A 17622-nucleotide genomic window follows, 5' to 3' on the forward strand; every position below is an offset into this window, starting at 1 on the left:
TCGGATGGTCGAAACACGATTTGAACGTTCACGGGCGACAATGGTTATGAATAATGTTGAAGGGGCCATGGGCAGCCAAAAAAGCCAGTCCCCTGCAGGGGCAACACCCGAAGCCCTGCGTGCGCTCACCCGCCTGAGTGGTCTGAAACGCAGGCGGCGTCGCTTGATCGGTGCTGGTGTTGCCACCGTCCTGGCAGCGGCAGGTGGAGTTATCTGGAGCCAAGGTCCAGGGTCTGATCGTTCGCGACAGTTGAGTGAGTACACCGTGGCGGCGGAACGGGGGTCTCTGCCCGGCGTGATCACGGCCAGCGGCGCTCTGGAAGCCATCCGACGGGTGAACGTGAGCCCAACGAATAGTGGTTTGGTGAAAGCGCTGTACGTCGACGAAGGCGATGTCGTGACCAAAGGTCAGGTCCTGGCCCGTATGAGGGCCGGTGACCTCAAGGACCGAATGGATGAACTTGCCGCACTCGAGCGACAGGCCAAGGCGGACTATGAAGCCAAGCGGGCCGAATATTTGCGCAACCGGCAGCTGGTGGATGTGGGAGCCATCAGCGAATCAGACCTGGATAGCTTCCGAGCAGCCTTCATCAGCAGCAAGGAAGCTCTGACCGCAGCTCGAGAGCGCATTGAACAACGCAACGTTGAAGGCAGTGACCTGCTGATCCGGGCTCCTTTCAGCGGGGTCATTACGGAACGCTTCGCCGAACCTGGATCCTTTGTCACTCCCACCACAGCGGCTTCAACCAATGCCGGCGCCACAAGCTCTTCACTTGTTGAGCTTTCCGAAGGCCTGGAAGCTGCGGCCAAGGTGCCTGAGAGCGACATCGGCCGCATTCGTATTGGTCAGGATGCCACTGTTCGCGTGGATGCCTTCCCTGATCAGCTCTTCCCTGCGAGGGTGCGCGACATCGCTCCGCGTGCACTCAAAACCGACAACGTGACCTCATTTGAAGTGGAACTCACGCTGATTGATCCGCCACCGACCCTGCGTTTCGGCATGACCGCGGATGTGAATTTCCAGACCGGACGCACCACCGCAAACACACTGGTGCCAACAGTGGCAATCGTGACTGAACAAGGGCAGTCAGGCGTTCTGCTGGTTGGAAAAAACGATGAGCCCACCTTCCAGCCTGTGCAGCTCGGTGCCAGCAGCGGCGACAAGAGTGCCATTCTCTCCGGTGTGAAGCCCGGCACACGCGTGTTCATTGACATGCCGCCCTGGGCGAAACAGCGCGACTGACCGAGCCAGGACCTCCCTTCATCCATGCCCGAAACAAAGGAGAAACCCCTGCTGCTGCTGGTGGATGGCCATTCTTTGGCTTTCCGCAGTTTCTACGCCTTCAGCAAGGGCGGTGAGGGGGGACTGGCCACGAAGGATGGCCGTCCCACGAGCGTGACCTATGGATTTCTCAAGGCACTACTGGACAACTGCAAGGGACTGAAACCCGAGGGTGTGGCGATCGCCTTTGACACCGCGGAACCCACTTTCCGCCATAAGGCCGATCCCAATTACAAGGCGCACCGGGATGTGGCACCGGACGTGTTTTTTCAGGACCTGGATCAGCTGCAGCTGATCCTGCGCAATCAACTGCAGCTGCCGCTGTGCCTGGCCCCGGGTTACGAAGCCGACGACGTGCTCGGCACCCTGGCCAACAGAGCCGCGTCGTCTGGATGGCGGGTGAGAATCCTGAGCGGGGACCGCGATCTGTTCCAGCTGGTGGACGACAAGCGAGACATTGCCGTGATGTACATGGGCGGCGGTCCCTACGCCAAGAGCAGCGGCCCCACGCTGATTGATGAGGCCGGTGTTGAGGGAAAGCTCGGGGTGATGCCCGACAAGGTGGTGGACCTGAAGGCCCTCACCGGAGACAGCTCAGACAACATTCCTGGAGTGAAAGGCGTCGGCCCGAAAACCGCCATCAATCTGCTGAAAGAAAACTTGGACCTTGATGGTGTTTACAAGGTTCTTGCCGAAGTCGAGGCGGAAGGCCCCAAGGCCAGCAGAGGTGCTGTCAAAGGGGCTCTGAAGGGCAAACTCAGCTCCGACCGTGACAACGCTTATCTCTCAAGGCGATTGGCCGAAATCCTGGTCGACATCCCACTGCCTGAAGAACCCGCACTCGAACTTGGCCCTGTGGACGGTGAAGGTCTGGAAGCACAGCTCAAAGATCTTGAGCTCAACAGTCTGGTGCGCCAGGTTCCGGGTTTCATCGCCACCTTCTCTCCAGGCGGTCTAACGGCCAATGCCCACCTACTCGAGACCAAGGTTTCAGATGACTCCGGGCAACCCGAAACGTCGAAGATTTCAGCAGCAACGGAGCTTGATTCCACTGACGCTCCAGACCGGAATGCCGCCTCCACCCAACCTGACTTAAAGCCAAATCTGATCAACAGCGACAAGGGTCTGCAAGACCTGATGCAACGCTTGCAGTCCTGCACCGATCCCACTGCTCCGGTCGCGCTCGACACGGAGACCAGTGACCTCAATCCCTTCAAGGCGCAGCTGGTGGGCATCGGTGTGTGCTGGGGGCCCGGTGATGCCGATCTTGCCTACATCCCTGTTGGGCATCGTGCCACGGCGGAACCAACGCTGAAACCCGAGCAGCCACTGGTGCAGCTCCCACTCGAGACAGTGCTGGAACAGATGGCTCCCTGGCTGGCAAGCCCAGAGCACCCCAAGGCTTTGCAGAACGCGAAATATGACCGCCTGATTCTGTTGCGCCATGGCTTGCCGTTGTCAGGAGTTGCCATGGACACCCTGCTGGCCGATTACCTCAGAGATGCAGCCGGCAAGCACGGCCTGGACGCCATGGCAACACGCATGTATGGAATCACTCCCACCCTGTTCAGTGATCTGGTGGGCAAGCCGAAGGAAGGAAAAGCGAGCTGCTTCGCAGAAGTGGACCTTAACCAGGCCGCGTTGTATTGCGGCATGGACGTTCATCTCACGCGCCGACTGGCCATCGATCTTCGTGAGCAACTGCAAGCAGCAGGAGAGAAGCTCCCCAGCCTTTTGGACAATGTGGAACTGCCGCTGGAACCGGTGCTGGCTCTGATGGAAGCCACCGGCATCCGCATTGACCTGCCCTACCTCAATGCACTGTCAACAGAGATGGGGGACATCCTGCAGCGCCTGGAAAAGCAAGCCAAAGAGGCTGCAGGAACCGACTTGAACCTCGCCTCTCCCAAGCAACTCGGCGAACTGCTGTTCAACACCCTGGGGCTCGACCGCAAGAAATCCCGCAGGACAAAAACCGGCTACAGCACGGATGCCACTGTGCTGGAAAAACTCGAGGCTGATCACCCTGTGGTGCCGTTGGTTCTGGAGCACCGCGTGCTGAGCAAGCTCAAGAGCACCTATGTGGATGCTCTGCCTCAGCTGGTGGAAGCGGAAACAGGCAGGGTGCACACCGATTTCAATCAAGCGGTGACGGCCACCGGTCGACTGAGCAGCAGTAATCCCAACCTGCAAAACATTCCCATCCGCACGGACTACAGCCGCCGCATCCGCAAGGCATTCCTGCCGCAGGAGAACTGGACGCTGCTCAGCGCGGATTATTCCCAGATTGAGTTGCGCATCCTCACCCACCTCTCCGGCGAGGACGTGCTGCAAAAGGCCTACCGGGAGGGAGATGACGTGCATGCCCTGACAGCACGACTTCTGCTCGACAAGGAGGAGGTTGACAGCGATGAACGGCGCCTGGGCAAGACGATCAATTTCGGTGTGATCTACGGAATGGGTGCCCAGCGCTTCGCTCGGGAAACCGGGGTCAACCAAGCGGAGGCCAAGGAGTTCCTGCTGCGTTACCGGGAGCGATATCCCAAGGTCTTTTCCTTTTTGGAATTGCAGGAGCGGCTGGCCCTCAGTCGCGGTTACGTGGAAACGATCATGGGTCGACGTCGTCCCTTCCACTTTGATCGCAACGGCCTGGGGCGCTTACTTGGCAAGGAGCCCATGGACATCGATCTGGATGTCGCTCGTCGGGGCGGAATGGAGGCTCAGCAGTTGCGCGCCGCCGCAAACGCACCGATTCAGGGATCCAGTGCCGACATCATCAAACTGGCCATGATCCAGCTTCAGGCAGCCATCGAGCAGCAGGCACTGCCGGCACGACTGCTTCTGCAGGTGCACGATGAACTGGTGCTTGAAGTGGATCCAGATGCTCTGGAACCGATTCAAAAACTTGTCGTCAACACCATGGAAAACGCTGTCAGCCTGAGCGTGCCACTAGTTGCTGAAACCGGCATCGGCACCAACTGGATGGACGCGAAATAACAGTGAGCGAATCACCCGCAAAGGGGAAGGGATGCTCAAGCGCGGCGCTTCAGTATCGAATGACCCTCGCGATATCCAATCACAGTGACAGAGATAATGATTGTTGATAGAGCAATTACGCCCATCCAGTCTGGATGCATCATCCACCTGAGCCGAGGGTCCAACAAAGTCACTCTAGAGACAGTCAGGCGATTGGCACAAGGGTTGTGATGAAACCTTTTTTACATTCGACATCGCTCCAGAAAAACAAAAATAACCACGGCAGCAATAGTCCTTTTTGATAGCGAGCGATGAACAAACCAATGAAACCATTCACCAACAGACTTCATACCGACTGGAAGCCGAAATCCCTTTGTGCTGACGCCTGTGCCGATCCGCACGCCAAAACTCATCATCGAGCGAGCGATGAGCCGAACTCACGATCCAGCGGAGTGTCATGAGCCGTAGAGCTTTTTACGGGCTGCACCTTCAGCCAACCGGTGCACCTTCCTTTTTCTCATTCGTCACGTATACGCCTCAAAGCAAAGAACAGATGGTTGCCTGTGGGGACCTGGCTGAAGGAGAGGAATACATCAATCCGGTCATCTGCGACTTCCTGCTGTTTGTTGCCGAATGGATCCTCAACGTTCCACTCAACAATGAGTTCCCCATTGGGTACGACGACGTGACAGTGATCTGCTCAAGACAACGAGGGAATGGGAGCCAGCACGAATACCTGATGCAAATCAGTGGCCTTACAGAGAATGAGCCAAAACGTTCAGTTCTGGAAAGGCTGCTGAAAATAGTGCATCGAAAATCGTGGAATGGTTTCAAACCAACGTAGGGATCAGAAGCAACAACAACCTTCAGTGAGAAGTGATGCGGCCGTTCAAGCCGCAAGTCACACAGGAGGGCAACCAGCAGGCCATCAACTTCCGCTAGAACCGATCAGGGGCAGCGAAGACAACAGATCGGTAACAACAGGTCAGAAACCAGGCAATTCATGGCTGATCCAGGAGTGGGCGGGCCGTAACCTCCTTGGAGAGCCTGATCAGACCTTTGCCACTGCGCCTCACTAACAGCCTGAGCAATCGCACCGAAAACTTCGAACCGCTGGAGGCCGGCAAAGCGACGATCTACTGCTGTGGAGTCACCGTTTACGACCTCTGCCATCTTGGGCATGCGCGCAGTTACATCAACTGGGATGTATTACGGCGTTATCTCATCTGGCGTGATTACGCCGTTACCTTCGTGCAGAACTACACAGATATCGACGACAAAATATTAAATAAAGCCAACTCCGAAGGATCAACAATGGAGGAGGTTAGCAAAAAAAATATTAAAGCCTTTGAAATCGACATGGCTCGACTAAACATTCTGCCTGCAGACAAAATGCCACGGGCAACATGTTGCATCCCGGGCATTCAAACTCTGATTGGCGAACTTGAAACCAAAGGAGCGGCCTACAGTTCTGACGGTGACGTGTATTTCGATATTTCCAAAGCAAAGAATTATGGGCAACTCAGTGGAAGGGATCCCAACGAGCAGCAACAGGGTGCCAGTGGCCGCATGAAGGAAGGAGAAGAAGAACGCAAGCGACATCCCTTTGATTTCGCTCTCTGGAAAAAAACCAAAGACGGAGAACCAGGCTGGGAATCACCCTGGGGACGAGGACGACCCGGCTGGCACATCGAATGCTCCGCCATGGTTCGCGAAGAATTCGGCACCACAATTGATATCCATCTCGGCGGAGGTGATCTTGTCTTTCCGCACCATGAAAATGAAATTGCACAGTCAGAAACAGCCAATGAAGCTCAGCTAGCCCGGGTTTGGATGCACAACGGCATGGTGAATGTCGGCGGCACGAAAATGTCGAAGTCGCTCGGCAACTTCACAACCATCCGCGCGCTGCTCGACAGCGGCGTTTCAGCGATGACTCTGAGACTCTTTGTGCTCCAGGCGCACTATCGCAAGCCACTCGATTTCACTGCGGAAGCTCTGGAGGCGGCAAGCACGGGATGGAAAGGCCTTAATGCTGCTCTTGGCCTTGGCAGTCAATGCTCGGATCAGCTGGGCTGGCCCGGAGCAGAAGCGCTTCCATCCGGTGCCATGCATGCACAGAACTTGGCAGTGGATGAGGTCTTAAGTGCTGCGCGCGACCGCTTCACCGAGGCCATGGATCAGGACCTCAACAGCTCAGGAGGTCTCGCGGTGCTGTTTGAGCTGGCCAAACCGCTGAAGTCGCTGGCCAACCGACTGGAACGTGGAGAACCAGTGAGCGAGCGCGATGAGCTGAAGACCATGCATCAGCGCTGGCTGTTGCTGCGTGAGCTCGCAGCAGTGCTGGGACTGCTCTACGAGCCGCTGAAAGCCATGGAGGGATCCGATGCGGCATCAAACGACAGCGCCGCCGTCGAAGCGGCGATCGCTGCCCGCAAAGCGGCTAAACAGGCCAAGGATTTTGCTGAAGCCGACCGAATCCGAGCAGAACTCACTGGTCAGGGGATTGAATTGATCGACAAGCCTGGAGGCATCACCGAGTGGCGTCGCTGTTGATCAGCGCTCTTTTGAAGCCATCATCGCTTCGATCTTGCGGATTCGCGCCAGAGTGGTGGTCCAGACCTCAAGCCTGAAGCGCTGTTCGGCCAGGGTGGGTTCAGCAGGGTCAGCAGCATCGACCCAGCTCTTGAGTTGTTCAAGCTTCGCCTCAGGGTCCTGCTTGGCCTCAAAGGCATCCCAGAGCTCCCGTTCAAGCCTGGCCCTTTCGATGAAATTCCAGCGCTTGAGCCAGAGCATCGTGATGGAGTGCATTCAGGCACCTGTCTACCGGATTTCTGTGGCATGAGCCCTAGGGTTCGCCAGGACAGGTGTGATGCCCATGGAACTGGAACCCGAGAGCCTGTCCAAAGCGATTCAGCTTTCAGTCGCTCCGGTGTTTCTGCTGGCAGGCATCGGTGCATTGATGAATGTGATCTCCGGTCGCCTCGCGAGGATTGTTGACAATGCGCGCAAAACCAAAACAAGCCTCGATGCCGGCGAGACGATCGATGAACGAGAGCAGTGGACTTACCGCAGGCGCATGCAGCTCACGATCCGTGCAATCGAACTGCTCACTGCTGCAACCCTGCTGATCTCAGCTGTGGTTGTTGTGATGTTCTTCAGCGTGATCAGCCGCATCAACCTCACACTTGTGGTGGTTCCCCTGTTCATCTCGGCGATGCTGTTGGTGATGTCGGCTTCGATCTGTTTTCTGCGAGAGGTGCGCATGGCCTCCGTCCACATCAATCGACTGTTCTGAAAAGGCTGGAACGAATCAAAGCCTGGTGCTCAGCCTTAACCAGTCCAGTTGCGGATCAGATCCACCACGCTGATCAAAAGACCGACAGCGATCACAACCGGTGAAATCCAGCGCAGAAAAAACAGGATCAGACCGCTGGTGGATGATTGAGTGACTGAGCTGTCTTTGAGGTCATCGAGGAAGGTCTGGGGCACAACCCATCCCATCAACACAGCAATCAGCAATCCACCGGCGATGAGCAGCACACCACCGAACAGAGCATCCATCGCCCCAAGCACCTGGAGATTCGTGGCGGCAGGAAGACCCAGCACAAAAATCACAGCAGAGCTGATCCAGGTCGCCTTGCTCCGGCTCCAGTTGCAGCGATCCATCAGCGACGCCACCGGGACCTCCAGCAGCGACACCGACGACGTGATCGCAGCGAGGTAGGCCAGGAAGAAAAAAGCCACAGCCACGATTCGGCCAGTCGCACCGATGGATGCCAGTCCTGTTGGCAGAGCGAGAAAAATCGTGCCGATTGTGGACTCACTGACGGCATCCCCCAGCCCGAAGCTGATCACCACTGGGAATGTGAGCATGCCCGCCAGAAGACCCACCGCGGTGTCCAGCCCCACCACTGAGACAGCTTCCTGAGGAACGGGAGCCTTGCGGTTGAGATAAGCCGAATACGCCATGATCGAACCGATGCCGGTGCCAATCGAGAAGAAGGCCTGACTGAAGGCATTGCGGATGGTGGTGATGTTCATCAGTTCCCTGCCATCCCAGCGCAGCAGGAAGGTCCTGTAACCATCCATGGCTCCAGGCAGCGTGCTGGCCCAGATCGCAAGGGCCACCAACAGCAGAAAGAGAAGCGGTAGTGCCCAGCGCGACAGTCGTTCGATACCGGCCTGCACCCCTGCCGACACCACGAGAGCAGTCAGCAGCAGGCTGACGGCCTGCCCAGCCAACGCACTGTTGCCGCCACTGATGCCGTCGAAAAACAGCTGGGCGCCCTCCATGTTCTGGGGAAGCCCCACATTGAGGGCATGGATCAGGGTCTGAGCGGTCCAGCCCATCAGCACGGCATAGAAGGCCAGGATTCCGCAGGAGGCGACCACGAACAACCAACCCATCGGTTGCCAGTCGCGGCCAGCCGCCTGGGCCGGAGCCAGCAGGGGGCTGCGACCGGTGTTGCGACCCAGCACCATCTCAGCCACAAGCACCGGTAAACAGATGACCGCAACGATCAATACGTAGAGAAGAACAAAACTGCCTCCTCCTCCCTGGGAGGCCCTGTAGGCGAATCCCCAGAGATTGCCCAGGCCCACTGCACTGCCCGCTGCCGCCAGGACAAATCCCAGCCCCGACCCCCAGTGCTCCTTCTGCGCTGCCGCCATGACCGTGAACACAGTGCGTTGGCCGAAGTTTGCCAGGGCCTGGAATTGAAGTGGGAGGATGGTTGCAACTGCCAGGATCCGCGTGAAAGCCATCAGCGTGCTGGGCTCCACCGGCTCAATTGGTACTCAAACTCTCGAAATCGTTCAGGACTTCCCGGACCAGTTCCGTGTGGTAGCGCTGACAGCCGGTCGCAACCTGCCCCTGCTCGTGGAGCAGATCCAGCGACACAGCCCCGAGGTGGTGGCCCTTGCTGATGACTCTCTGCTCAAGGGACTGGAGGAACGGCTGAACTCGCTCCCCGCAGATCAACAGCCTCAGCGGCAACCGGAACTGGTGGGAGGTCCCGGAGGTCTGAACGTTGCGGCCTCCTGGGACACGGCAGACCTGGTGGTGACAGGCATTGTCGGCTGTGCAGGCCTGCTTCCAACCCTGGCGGCCATCCGGGCCGGCAAGGACCTGGCACTGGCCAACAAGGAAACCCTGATCGCGGCAGGGCCTGTTGTGCTGCCGGAACTCAAGAAAAGCGGCAGCCGGCTCCTGCCAGCTGATTCGGAACACTCCGCCATCTTCCAGTGCCTGCAGGGCACACCCTGGGCCGACAATGCCCGTCTTTCCACGGGTGTTCCGACTCCGGGCCTACGCAGGATCCAGCTCACGGCCTCAGGTGGTGCCTTCCGGGACTGGGCCGCCGCCGATCTGGAGAAAGCCTCAGTAGCCGATGCCACCTCCCATCCCAACTGGAGCATGGGCAGAAAGATCACCGTTGACTCAGCTTCGCTGATGAACAAAGGGCTTGAGGTGATCGAAGCCCACTATCTGTTCGGGCTCGACTACGACCACATCGAAATCGTCATTCACCCGCAGAGCATCATTCACTCGATGATCGAGCTGGCTGACTCCTCGGTCCTGGCGCAGCTGGGATGGCCCGACATGAAGCTGCCGATCCTCTACTGCATGAGTTGGCCTTCACGGCTGGAGACCCCCTGGCGTCGCCTCAATCTCACCGAAGTCGGGCAACTCACCTTCAACGAACCTGATCCCGCTAAATACCCCTGCATGCAACTGGCCTACGCCGCCGGCAGGGCCGGCGGAACCATGCCGGCTGTGCTCAATGCCGCGAATGAAGAAGCGGTGGCCCAGTTTCTGGAAGAGCGGATTCATTTCCTCGACATTCCCGACCTGATCGAAACAGTCTGCGAGCGCCACCAATCCGACCGGACCGACCAGCCGCAACTGGATGATGTGCTGGCTGTGGATCAGTGGGCCCGTATCGCCGTGCGCGAACAGGTTGATCGGGGCACACGCCGTCTACCGCTCACTGCCATGGCGGCGTGATCAGTCACCACCTGCTGCTCTGTGCAACGGCCACCAAGGCCAAATGCTGTGATCCGACGCTGGGCGCAGCCAGCTGGGAGGCATTGAAACTTGGCGTGCGAGAACTGGCACTGGAGAAACCGGACAGGCCGGAGGGCGTTGTTCTGCGCAGCAAGGCTGACTGCCTGAGATCCTGTGATCAACAGGGTCCTGTGCTGCTGATCTGGCCTGATGGAATTTGGTACGGCGGTGTCACACCCGAACGGATCAGACGCATCCTCGAAGAGCATGTGATCGGTGGCCGTCCCTGTGAAGACTGGGTGATCCGCCGGAGCCCATTCAGCGATCGACATCAGCGCTGAGTTGGCTCAGCCAGGCTGAAGCCACACGATCGGACCAGCATCCGCTCTCCAGGCTGTCGCCGGGAGCGTGGAAGCCGTTATGTCCGCCTCTCTCAGTGAGAAGGACAGATACAGGCTCACGCTGAGCAGCCGGCTGCGAGGTGAGGGCTGAAAGCAAACGCCCGGCTGCATCAGCTGGCACCCAGGGATCATCGAGAGCCTGAAGCAGCAGGGTGGGCGGCAACGAACGGCGGTCATCGATCAGAAACGGCAAAGGAGATGCCCGTGAGTAGTAGGCATCCACAGAATCGAACCCCCAGCGGGGAGCCGTGACCGCTGCATCAAAGGCGCGGATCGACCGCGGAGGGGTTTGGGTCAGCGATTCATCCTCCTGCGGGCTCACGCCGAAGGGGTCTGCCAGTGTTTGTCTTACCAGGCGTTGCAGCAGCCATCGCTGGTACACACGGTTGCGCGGTCGTTCGATCGAGGCACTGCAGGCCGCCAGATCCAGGGGGCTGCTGGCACAGAACAATCCATCGAGCACCAACTGGTCAGAGGGAAGGCCGGCTTTAGCCCTCTGCTCAGGGCTGGCCAGGCAACCATTGAGCAGCATCGTGCCGCCTAGAGAAACCCCAGCACCGAACAGGGGCAAGACAGAAGTGGATGGGGCCAGCTGCCGGCAAAGCTCACGGGCACGCGCGACTGCTGGCAGCAGATCGCTGTTGCAGGCAGCGGCGTAGGTGCCACCGGCCAGATCTCTACCGGGGTCCGCTCCCCGCAGATTGAGCCTCAGCACCGCAAACCCCTGCCTCTGCAGGGTGAGGCCCAGACGGCGTAGGCCCTCCCGACGGCTGGAACCCCCTAGACCATGAAGGGCCAGAACAAGCGCTCTTGGGGTGACGGGATCACCCGCAGATGTGGGCAGGGGACGATCCAGAAAGGCCAGCAACTCCCCGGCTGCTGCTGCGCCACTGGTCAGGGCAGGCACAGCAATCCGAATCGGCTCTCCCTGGTCCTCGGGCAAAGGTACCGGCCTAATCGTGTCGCGCAGGGTTTGCAGGTCGCCGCCGACCCATGGCCAGCGCTGTTGATACGTGACAACCCCCAGCTGCCCGAGCAACTGGGGGTTGTGCTGAAGGCGGGAATGGAAACCCATCAAAGGCCGTTCAGACCGATCTGATCACTTCTTACCAACACCGAGCTCCTTCAGCTCACCGAGCAGATCACCAAGAACTTTCTTGGCATCACCAAACACCATCGACGTGTTGGCCAGCTCAAAGAGATCGTTCTTGATCCCGGAATAACCAGCGCTCATGCCGCGTTTCACGACAAAGACCGTGCGGGCCTGCTGCACATCAAGCACCGGCATGCCATAGAGAGGTGAGTCTGGGTCGTTCTTGGCCTGGGGATTGACGACATCATTCGCCCCCAGCACCAGAACCACATCCGTGGCAGGGAAATCAGGATTGATGATGTCCATTTCCTTGAGCTGCTCGTAGGGCACATCAGCTTCCGCGAGCAACACATTCATATGACCCGGCATCCGCCCAGCCACGGGATGAATGGCGTAATCAACCTGAATCCCAGCGCCTTCCAAGGAACGGGTGACCTCCCTGAGCGTGTGCTGAGCCTGGGCCACCGCCAGCCCGTAGCCGGGCACAATCACCACCCGCTCAGCCGCTTCAAGGGTGAGCGCACACTCCTCAACGCTGCAGCTGGTGATGTTGGTGTATTCACCACCGCCACCGCCCGAGGAGGACCCGGCTCCCAGAGCTCCACCAAACAGCACCGAGACCAGTGAGCGATTCATGCCGTTGCACATCACCTGGGTGAGGATCAGACCAGCGGCGCCGACCATGGCACCCGCCACGATCAGAAGCTGGCTTCCCACAACAAAACCGGCTGCGGCTGCGGCCACACCTGAATAGCTGTTCAGCAGAGAGATCACAACAGGCATGTCTGCGCCGCCGATCGGCAGGGTGACGCCGATACCGAGCAAGCCTGAGGCGATCATCAACAACCACAACCCGGCCTGACTGCTGCCATCGGAAGCGATCAGCTTGATCGCAGCCACAAGACAAACAACGGCCAGAGCGATGTTCACCAGATGGCGGATCTTGCTTTGCATCCAGGGAGGCGTTGAGAGCCAGCCCTGCAGCTTGGCCATCGCCACGATCGAGCCTGTGAAGGTGATGGAGCCAACAAAGACGGAGATCACAATCGACACAACCGCCACGAGCGTGCCGTCATCGAGTGTTCCGGGGAACAGTGCCGCGGCCAGAGCCACCAACAGCGATGACATGCCGCCACAGCCGTTGAACAGCGCCACGGTTTCGGGCATGGAGGTCATGGGCACCCGCTGGGCTGTGATCGCACCCAGCACTCCACCGACAAGTGAGCCGACGATGATCCAGGACCAGGCCTGTCCATCGAAGCTTGGGGTGCCCAGATAACTGATCAGAAGGCCAATGACAGCGAGTGCCATGGCAACCGCGGCGAGCTGATTGGCACTCCGCGCAGAGCGCACCTTGGAAAGACCTTTGATGCCGAGTGCCAGCAGCAGAACGGCAACGAGATCGATGGCGTAGTTCAGGAACTCCATCAGCTGTTCTCCTTGCGGGCTGGCTTGCGGCTGAACATGGCGAGCATGCGGTCAGTGACCAGGAAGCCACCGATCACGTTGAAGAGGGCGAAGCCAAGCGAGACCGAGCCGAGAACCAGGAGTGGGGTGCTCCCATCCGCCTTGATGATCGCGGTGAGTGCGGCCAGCATCGTGATGCCGGAGATGGCATTGGCTCCGCTCATCAAGGGTGTGTGCAGCGTTGGGGGGACCTTGCCGATCAATTCGAAGCCGAGCAGGCTTCCGAGCAGCAGGACCCAGAGGGCATTCACCAGAGGTGGGGTTTGGGAGGCAGTGGCCGCACCCATGAGAACAAGGGAATCCATCAGTTGGCTCCAGGGGTGAGAACGTCTCCGCGGCGGATGGTGCCGTCCTGACTGATCAGGCATCCGGCGATCAGCTCGTCCTCGCTGTCGAGAGTGAGCTGACCATCCTTCAGGGTCGGTTGAAGCAAAGCCAGCAAATTGCGGGCGTACATCGCACTGGCGTGATTGGGAACCGTGCAGGGCAGATCGTTGGCACCGATCAGCTTCACGCCATTGCGATCAATGGTCTCAGCGGGAACAGTGTCGGCGCAATTACCTCCCTGGGCAACCGCCAAATCCACAACGACGGCTCCTGGACGCATGCGATCCAGCATGTCCTCACTGATCAGCCGTGGAGCACGACGACCTGGAACCTGAGCTGTGCAGATGGCCACATCCGCCTCCGCCAGCTGGTCGGAGAGCTGCTGGCGTTGCGCCGCGAGAAAAGCGTCGGAGGCCTGCTTCGCATAGCCTCCGGATTCCGCAGGCTTGTCCTCCATCTCAGGGGGATCGATGAAACGGGCTCCAAGCGATTCCACCTGTTCCTTTACAGCCGGGCGGATGTCGCTGACATAAACGACAGCACCAAGCCTCCTTGCCGTGGCAACCGCCTGCAGGCCGGCTACTCCGGCCCCAAGAATCACAACACGAGCCGGCTGCACGGTGCCGGCAGCCGTCATCAGCATCGGGAAATAACGGTCCAGTGCTGCCGAAGCAAGGAGCACCGACTTGTAGCCGGCGATGTTGGCCTGCGACGACAACGCATCGGCGGACTGAGCACGGCTGATGCGAGGAAGCAGTTCAAGGGCCATGGCCGAAAGACCCGACTTCTGCAGAGCCGCCGCCAGCTCAGCGTTCGCGTAGGGAGCAAGAAGACCCACCACCAGAGCTCCATGACGGAGCTGAGTGAGGGCATTCTCAGCGGGTGGCTGAACACAGAGCAAAACATCAGCCTGAGACCAGGCCGTGCTGTCCCCGTTGGGCACCAGTTCTGCTCCAGCCTCGGCATAGGCCTGATCCAGATAGCCGGATGTCTGTCCAGCACCCTTCTCAAGGATGACCCTGCAGCCGAGTGCAGTGAATTTCTTGACGGTTTCCGGTGAGGCCGCAACGCGGGTTTCGCCCGCTGCGGTCTCCACCGGGATCAACAGTATGGGCAAGATCGTGATGCCGCCGACCCAGTCGAGATTACGAGGTCACGGGTTGAGGGGCCTGCATCTTTCCTGAAGAAGCGGTTTGAGCTTCAAGCCTGTAGCTAGGGAGAGGGTCCTGTCTGCAAGAGCATGGGACTCACCGCAATCGAATGCCCTGATGGCGTCTGCCACAGCCACCACGGCGGTCATGCCGTGGACCGCATCACAATGGAACACCTCCTGGCTGAACACGGCCGTGAATGGTGCGAGCGCCTGGCGGAACGCATCTATGAAATGTCGGTGGACACGTTCTCCCAGACCGTGATGCCAAGCCTGCATGCAGCGGGCTGGCAGCGACGTCATCTCGACTGGGAGTTCAAGCTCAGGGAACTGGATTCGGAGCCCGATCGCACCCTGGTGGACGGAATCATCAACGCCACCGAAAGCTTTCTGCGCAGCAGTGAGGTGCATCGCCTGTTCATCCAGGAGCTCGTCCAGGGGACGTTCGATGAAGCCTCAGACGACCATCTGCGTGCGGAAGCCGTGCGGCACTTGATCGAGAAGGAGATCCTGACACTTCTGGAGAACAACAGAGCTGAACTGATGGATCGCCTGACAGCCAGAATCATCGAACCAGCAGGCGGTCAGGTTGATCGGGCTCAGAAGGCCGCTTCAGAGGGCTTGATAGAAGTGGAGCGGTTGCTCTGCAATCACACCGAATCACTCTGAGGGCTTCGTTCAGATCTGGGCAAGGAGCTTCAGAAAATCGGCTGAAGCTCCTCTTCGACAGCCAGTGCCTGCGGACGAAGGCCCTGACCATGGAGCAGGCGCGCCTGAAGAATCAGCGGGTCAAGGTCGCACTCCAGGGACCAGCAACGCTCAAGACAGCGGCGGGAATCAGGACTGGACGAGTAGCGGAGAAGGCTTCTGGCCATGGCGGCAGGGGGCCGAACCCCAGGGGCTGATGGTCGGAAGTTAAGGGTGGCGCAACCGATTGGAATGGTTAGAAAGACCTATCTTTCCCTGCCACCATCAACACACCGTCCTTCGCTCTTGGTGCCTCGCTTCCATCCCGGGCGATTCGGCCCAGGCAATGGCAGCAGCAGCTGATTCAGCTGCTGCGCAGACGGCTGGATCCAGGCACGGCCGCTGCACGTGATGTTCTGATTCATGCCGGTCCAGGCGCTGGCAAGACTCTTGGCGCCTTGCTGTCCTTCCAAGTGATGCAGTCGGAGGGCAGGCTTCAACGCGCTCTGATTTTCTGTCATCGCACCTCGATTCTCAGCCAGTGGCAGGGTGCTGCAGCCCTGCTGGGCCTGCAGCTTGAGCTCTGGAACGGGCCTAAGAGCGCCTCAGAAGCCGCCGACGGTTGGCTGCTCAGCTATCAGGGTGCAGGGCGTCAGCAGGAGTCTCTGAAAGCCGAACTCGAGCACTGGAACCAGGAACTGCTGCTGGCCATCGCCGACGAAGCGCATCACCTGGGAGTTGACCCCGATGAACCCGACGGACCTGTGTGGGGGCGAACGTTTCTTGAGCTCAGTAGCCATGCCCGTCTGCGACTCGGCTTAACAGGAACACCGTTCCGCGCCGACAACCTCGCGTTCTGTGCCGCCAGACGGGTGCGGGTGGAGGAAGCAGGCCAGCTCGTGGAGCAGATCCATCCGGATCTCTCGGTGGAACCGAGAGAACTGATCGAAGCTGGCGATGTTCGTCCGCTGGAATTTCGTTTCCAGGACGGCTGGGTGGAACACGGCCAGGAAGGACTGCCTGACCGGGAGATTTCCCCACTGTCAGCGGAACAGAGGGAAAGCTGGAGAGCTCGGAATCTGCGCCGTGCGATTCGGCTTTCCGACAGCAGCAGCATTGCCCAATTGCTGCTGCTAAGAGCCCGAACCAAGCTCACCAGCGTTCGCAAACGTCACCCACGTGCCGGCGGGCTGGTGATCGCCCGCGATATTGAGCACGCACGCAGCATCACCCTGCTGCTTGAGGAGGAAGGCGACCGGGTGGATCTGGTGCATTCCCAGGATCCAGGAGCATCAGAACGCCTCAATGGATTTCAGAGCGGTGATGCCGACTGGCTGGTGAGCATTGATATGTGTGCGGAAGGATTCGACGCCTCACGACTCAGGGTGGTCGCTTATCTGACCACGGTTGTGACTCGCAGTCGTTTCGTTCAGGGCATCACGAGAGCCGTGCGCATGTGCGGGGATAGGGCCTCACTGGAAGCGGTGCCACGAGAGCCGTCCTACGTGTTTGCTCCTGCGGATCCATTGCTGATGCAATACGCCCGCAGTTGGTCTCTGTCTGAGCCCTACCGCATTGCAGCTCCGCAAAGCGCAGACGACAACGACAGCAATTTGGGAGGTAACTGGCGAGGCCCGTCGCTGCCGATGGAAGCGATTGAGGACGGTGCAGGCGCTTTGATCAGGATGCGCACTCCGCAGTTACCCGGATTTTTGCAGCGTTGAAAACATTCTTTCCCAAGAAAAAATGCGACATTCTGCGAAATCCGGCCTGATTTGGACCCATCAACCATCAGCCTGGTCGCCATCTGGGAGACAGACATGGACGCAGCAATTGAACGTCGAGTCAGCGTTGCCACCTGCTGGGCAACAACCCGGATTGCAGTTCTGGACAGCGCAGAGCGCTATGAAGACAGCTACGCACTGACGCAGGAATTCAGAGAATGGATCACCTGCTTGGGAGAGCACCCTGAACTACTTGAAGACTCTGTGTTGAGCGTTCAGCGATCACATGGCAAGCACCACCACCTGGAACTTGACGAAGCAACCGACGGAGCAATTGAAATCTGAAGAAAGACTTAAATTTGTAATGAATTCTTGAGTCTTTTCTGTCCAATTTGTACATCTGGAGAGAACAAATTTCACCCAGACTGTTCGTCTGAGAGGTACTGGTGCTCCCGCTGGCATGACGTTGCGGAGATTAAAGTCAACTCATAGTCATTCCGGATAA

18 protein-coding genes are annotated in these 17622 nt (G+C 58.9%); 10 read left to right on the forward strand and 8 right to left on the reverse strand.

Annotated features, from left to right (window positions below; translation table 11 throughout):
* Nucleotides 1-67 precede the first annotated feature (67 nt).
* From SynBIOSE41_RS11750 to cysS, 4 genes are all read left to right on the forward strand, one after another.
* The gene (locus tag SynBIOSE41_RS11750) at nt 68-1243 is read left to right on the forward strand and encodes an efflux RND transporter periplasmic adaptor subunit (RefSeq protein ID WP_186538043.1); all 1176 of its coding nucleotides are present in this window, start codon (nt 68-70) and stop codon (nt 1241-1243) included.
* A 24-nt stretch (nt 1244-1267) separates the two neighbouring features.
* Complete coding sequence (gene polA / locus SynBIOSE41_RS11755) at nt 1268-4279, forward strand: DNA polymerase I (protein ID WP_186538044.1); 3012 nt, start codon at nt 1268-1270, stop codon at nt 4277-4279.
* A 436-nt stretch (nt 4280-4715) separates the two neighbouring features.
* Nucleotides 4716-5102 carry a hypothetical protein gene (locus SynBIOSE41_RS11760; RefSeq protein WP_186538045.1) on the forward strand — a complete coding sequence of 129 codons (387 nt, stop codon included), beginning with the start codon at nt 4716-4718 and terminating at the stop codon, nt 5100-5102.
* A 215-nt stretch (nt 5103-5317) separates the two neighbouring features.
* A complete protein-coding gene (gene cysS / locus SynBIOSE41_RS11765; protein WP_186541152.1) occupies nt 5318-6814 on the forward strand; it encodes a cysteine--tRNA ligase in 1497 nt (498 codons plus the stop codon).
* Here the strand turns inward: cysS and SynBIOSE41_RS11770 are convergent, their stop codons facing one another.
* Entirely contained in the window at nt 6815-7054 is a 240-nt protein-coding gene (locus SynBIOSE41_RS11770; protein ID WP_186541154.1) for a hypothetical protein, read from the reverse strand.
* Between the two features lie 82 nt (nt 7055-7136).
* Here SynBIOSE41_RS11770 and SynBIOSE41_RS11775 point away from each other — a divergent pair, with 82 nt between their 5' ends.
* A complete protein-coding gene (locus SynBIOSE41_RS11775) occupies nt 7137-7556 on the forward strand; it encodes a DUF2721 domain-containing protein (protein ID WP_066910023.1) in 420 nt (139 codons plus the stop codon).
* A gap of 35 nt (nt 7557-7591) precedes the next feature.
* On the opposite strand, the gene SynBIOSE41_RS11780 is transcribed toward SynBIOSE41_RS11775, so the two are convergent.
* Entirely contained in the window at nt 7592-8932 is a 1341-nt protein-coding gene (locus tag SynBIOSE41_RS11780; protein ID WP_186541156.1) for a sodium-dependent transporter, read from the reverse strand.
* 82 nt (nt 8933-9014) lie between these two features.
* On the opposite strand from SynBIOSE41_RS11780, the gene SynBIOSE41_RS11785 reads away from it, so the two are divergent.
* A complete protein-coding gene (locus SynBIOSE41_RS11785) occupies nt 9015-10268 on the forward strand; it encodes a 1-deoxy-D-xylulose-5-phosphate reductoisomerase (protein WP_186541158.1) in 1254 nt (417 codons plus the stop codon).
* Nucleotides 10265-10609 carry a ferredoxin gene (locus tag SynBIOSE41_RS11790; protein ID WP_066910025.1) on the forward strand — a complete coding sequence of 115 codons (345 nt, stop codon included), beginning with the start codon at nt 10265-10267 and terminating at the stop codon, nt 10607-10609. Before SynBIOSE41_RS11785 ends, SynBIOSE41_RS11790 begins: the two co-directional genes overlap by 4 nt.
* Here the strand turns inward: SynBIOSE41_RS11790 and SynBIOSE41_RS11795 are convergent.
* From SynBIOSE41_RS11795 to SynBIOSE41_RS11810, 4 genes are read right to left on the reverse strand one after another with little or no spacing between them, the layout of a single operon-like run.
* Nucleotides 10587-11744 carry a YheT family hydrolase gene (locus SynBIOSE41_RS11795; RefSeq protein WP_186538046.1) on the reverse strand — a complete coding sequence of 386 codons (1158 nt, stop codon included), beginning with the start codon at nt 11742-11744 and terminating at the stop codon, nt 10587-10589. The genes SynBIOSE41_RS11790 and SynBIOSE41_RS11795 overlap by 23 nt on opposite strands.
* 24 nt (nt 11745-11768) lie before the next feature.
* Entirely contained in the window at nt 11769-13190 is a 1422-nt protein-coding gene (locus tag SynBIOSE41_RS11800) for an NAD(P)(+) transhydrogenase (Re/Si-specific) subunit beta (RefSeq protein WP_186538047.1), read from the reverse strand.
* Nucleotides 13190-13534, reverse strand: coding sequence for an NAD(P) transhydrogenase subunit alpha (locus SynBIOSE41_RS11805; RefSeq protein WP_370594124.1), 345 nt, complete (start codon nt 13532-13534; stop codon nt 13190-13192). The genes SynBIOSE41_RS11800 and SynBIOSE41_RS11805 overlap by 1 nt, the downstream gene beginning before the upstream one ends.
* A complete protein-coding gene (locus SynBIOSE41_RS11810; RefSeq protein WP_255475737.1) occupies nt 13534-14652 on the reverse strand; it encodes a Re/Si-specific NAD(P)(+) transhydrogenase subunit alpha in 1119 nt (372 codons plus the stop codon). The genes SynBIOSE41_RS11805 and SynBIOSE41_RS11810 overlap by 1 nt, the downstream gene beginning before the upstream one ends.
* Before the next feature lie 144 nt (nt 14653-14796).
* On the opposite strand from SynBIOSE41_RS11810, the gene SynBIOSE41_RS11815 reads away from it, so the two are divergent.
* The gene (locus SynBIOSE41_RS11815; RefSeq protein ID WP_186538049.1) at nt 14797-15375 is read left to right on the forward strand and encodes an EF-1 guanine nucleotide exchange domain-containing protein; all 579 of its coding nucleotides are present in this window, start codon (nt 14797-14799) and stop codon (nt 15373-15375) included.
* Nucleotides 15376-15404: 29 nt separating this feature from the next.
* Here SynBIOSE41_RS11815 and SynBIOSE41_RS11820 read toward each other — a convergent pair whose 3' ends face one another.
* Nucleotides 15405-15581, reverse strand: a complete 177-nt coding sequence (locus SynBIOSE41_RS11820; protein ID WP_186538050.1) for a hypothetical protein — start codon at nt 15579-15581, stop codon at nt 15405-15407.
* Between the two features lie 78 nt (nt 15582-15659).
* Complete coding sequence (locus SynBIOSE41_RS18410) at nt 15660-15866, reverse strand: hypothetical protein (RefSeq protein ID WP_369813444.1); 207 nt, start codon at nt 15864-15866, stop codon at nt 15660-15662.
* Between SynBIOSE41_RS18410 and SynBIOSE41_RS11825 the strand changes: the two genes are divergently transcribed.
* Together SynBIOSE41_RS11825 and SynBIOSE41_RS11830 are read left to right on the forward strand one after the other, a co-directional pair.
* Nucleotides 15777-17117 (forward strand): DEAD/DEAH box helicase, encoded by a 1341-nt coding sequence (locus SynBIOSE41_RS11825; RefSeq protein WP_370594237.1) that lies wholly within the window; start codon nt 15777-15779, stop codon nt 17115-17117. The genes SynBIOSE41_RS18410 and SynBIOSE41_RS11825 overlap by 90 nt on opposite strands.
* Before the next feature lie 96 nt (nt 17118-17213).
* Nucleotides 17214-17462, forward strand: coding sequence for a hypothetical protein (locus tag SynBIOSE41_RS11830; RefSeq protein WP_186538051.1), 249 nt, complete (start codon nt 17214-17216; stop codon nt 17460-17462).
* The last annotated feature ends 160 nt before the right edge of the window (nt 17463-17622 follow it).

The organism is Synechococcus sp. BIOS-E4-1 (assembly GCF_014279995.1).
In the GTDB taxonomy this organism is placed as follows: domain Bacteria; phylum Cyanobacteriota; class Cyanobacteriia; order PCC-6307; family Cyanobiaceae; genus Synechococcus_C.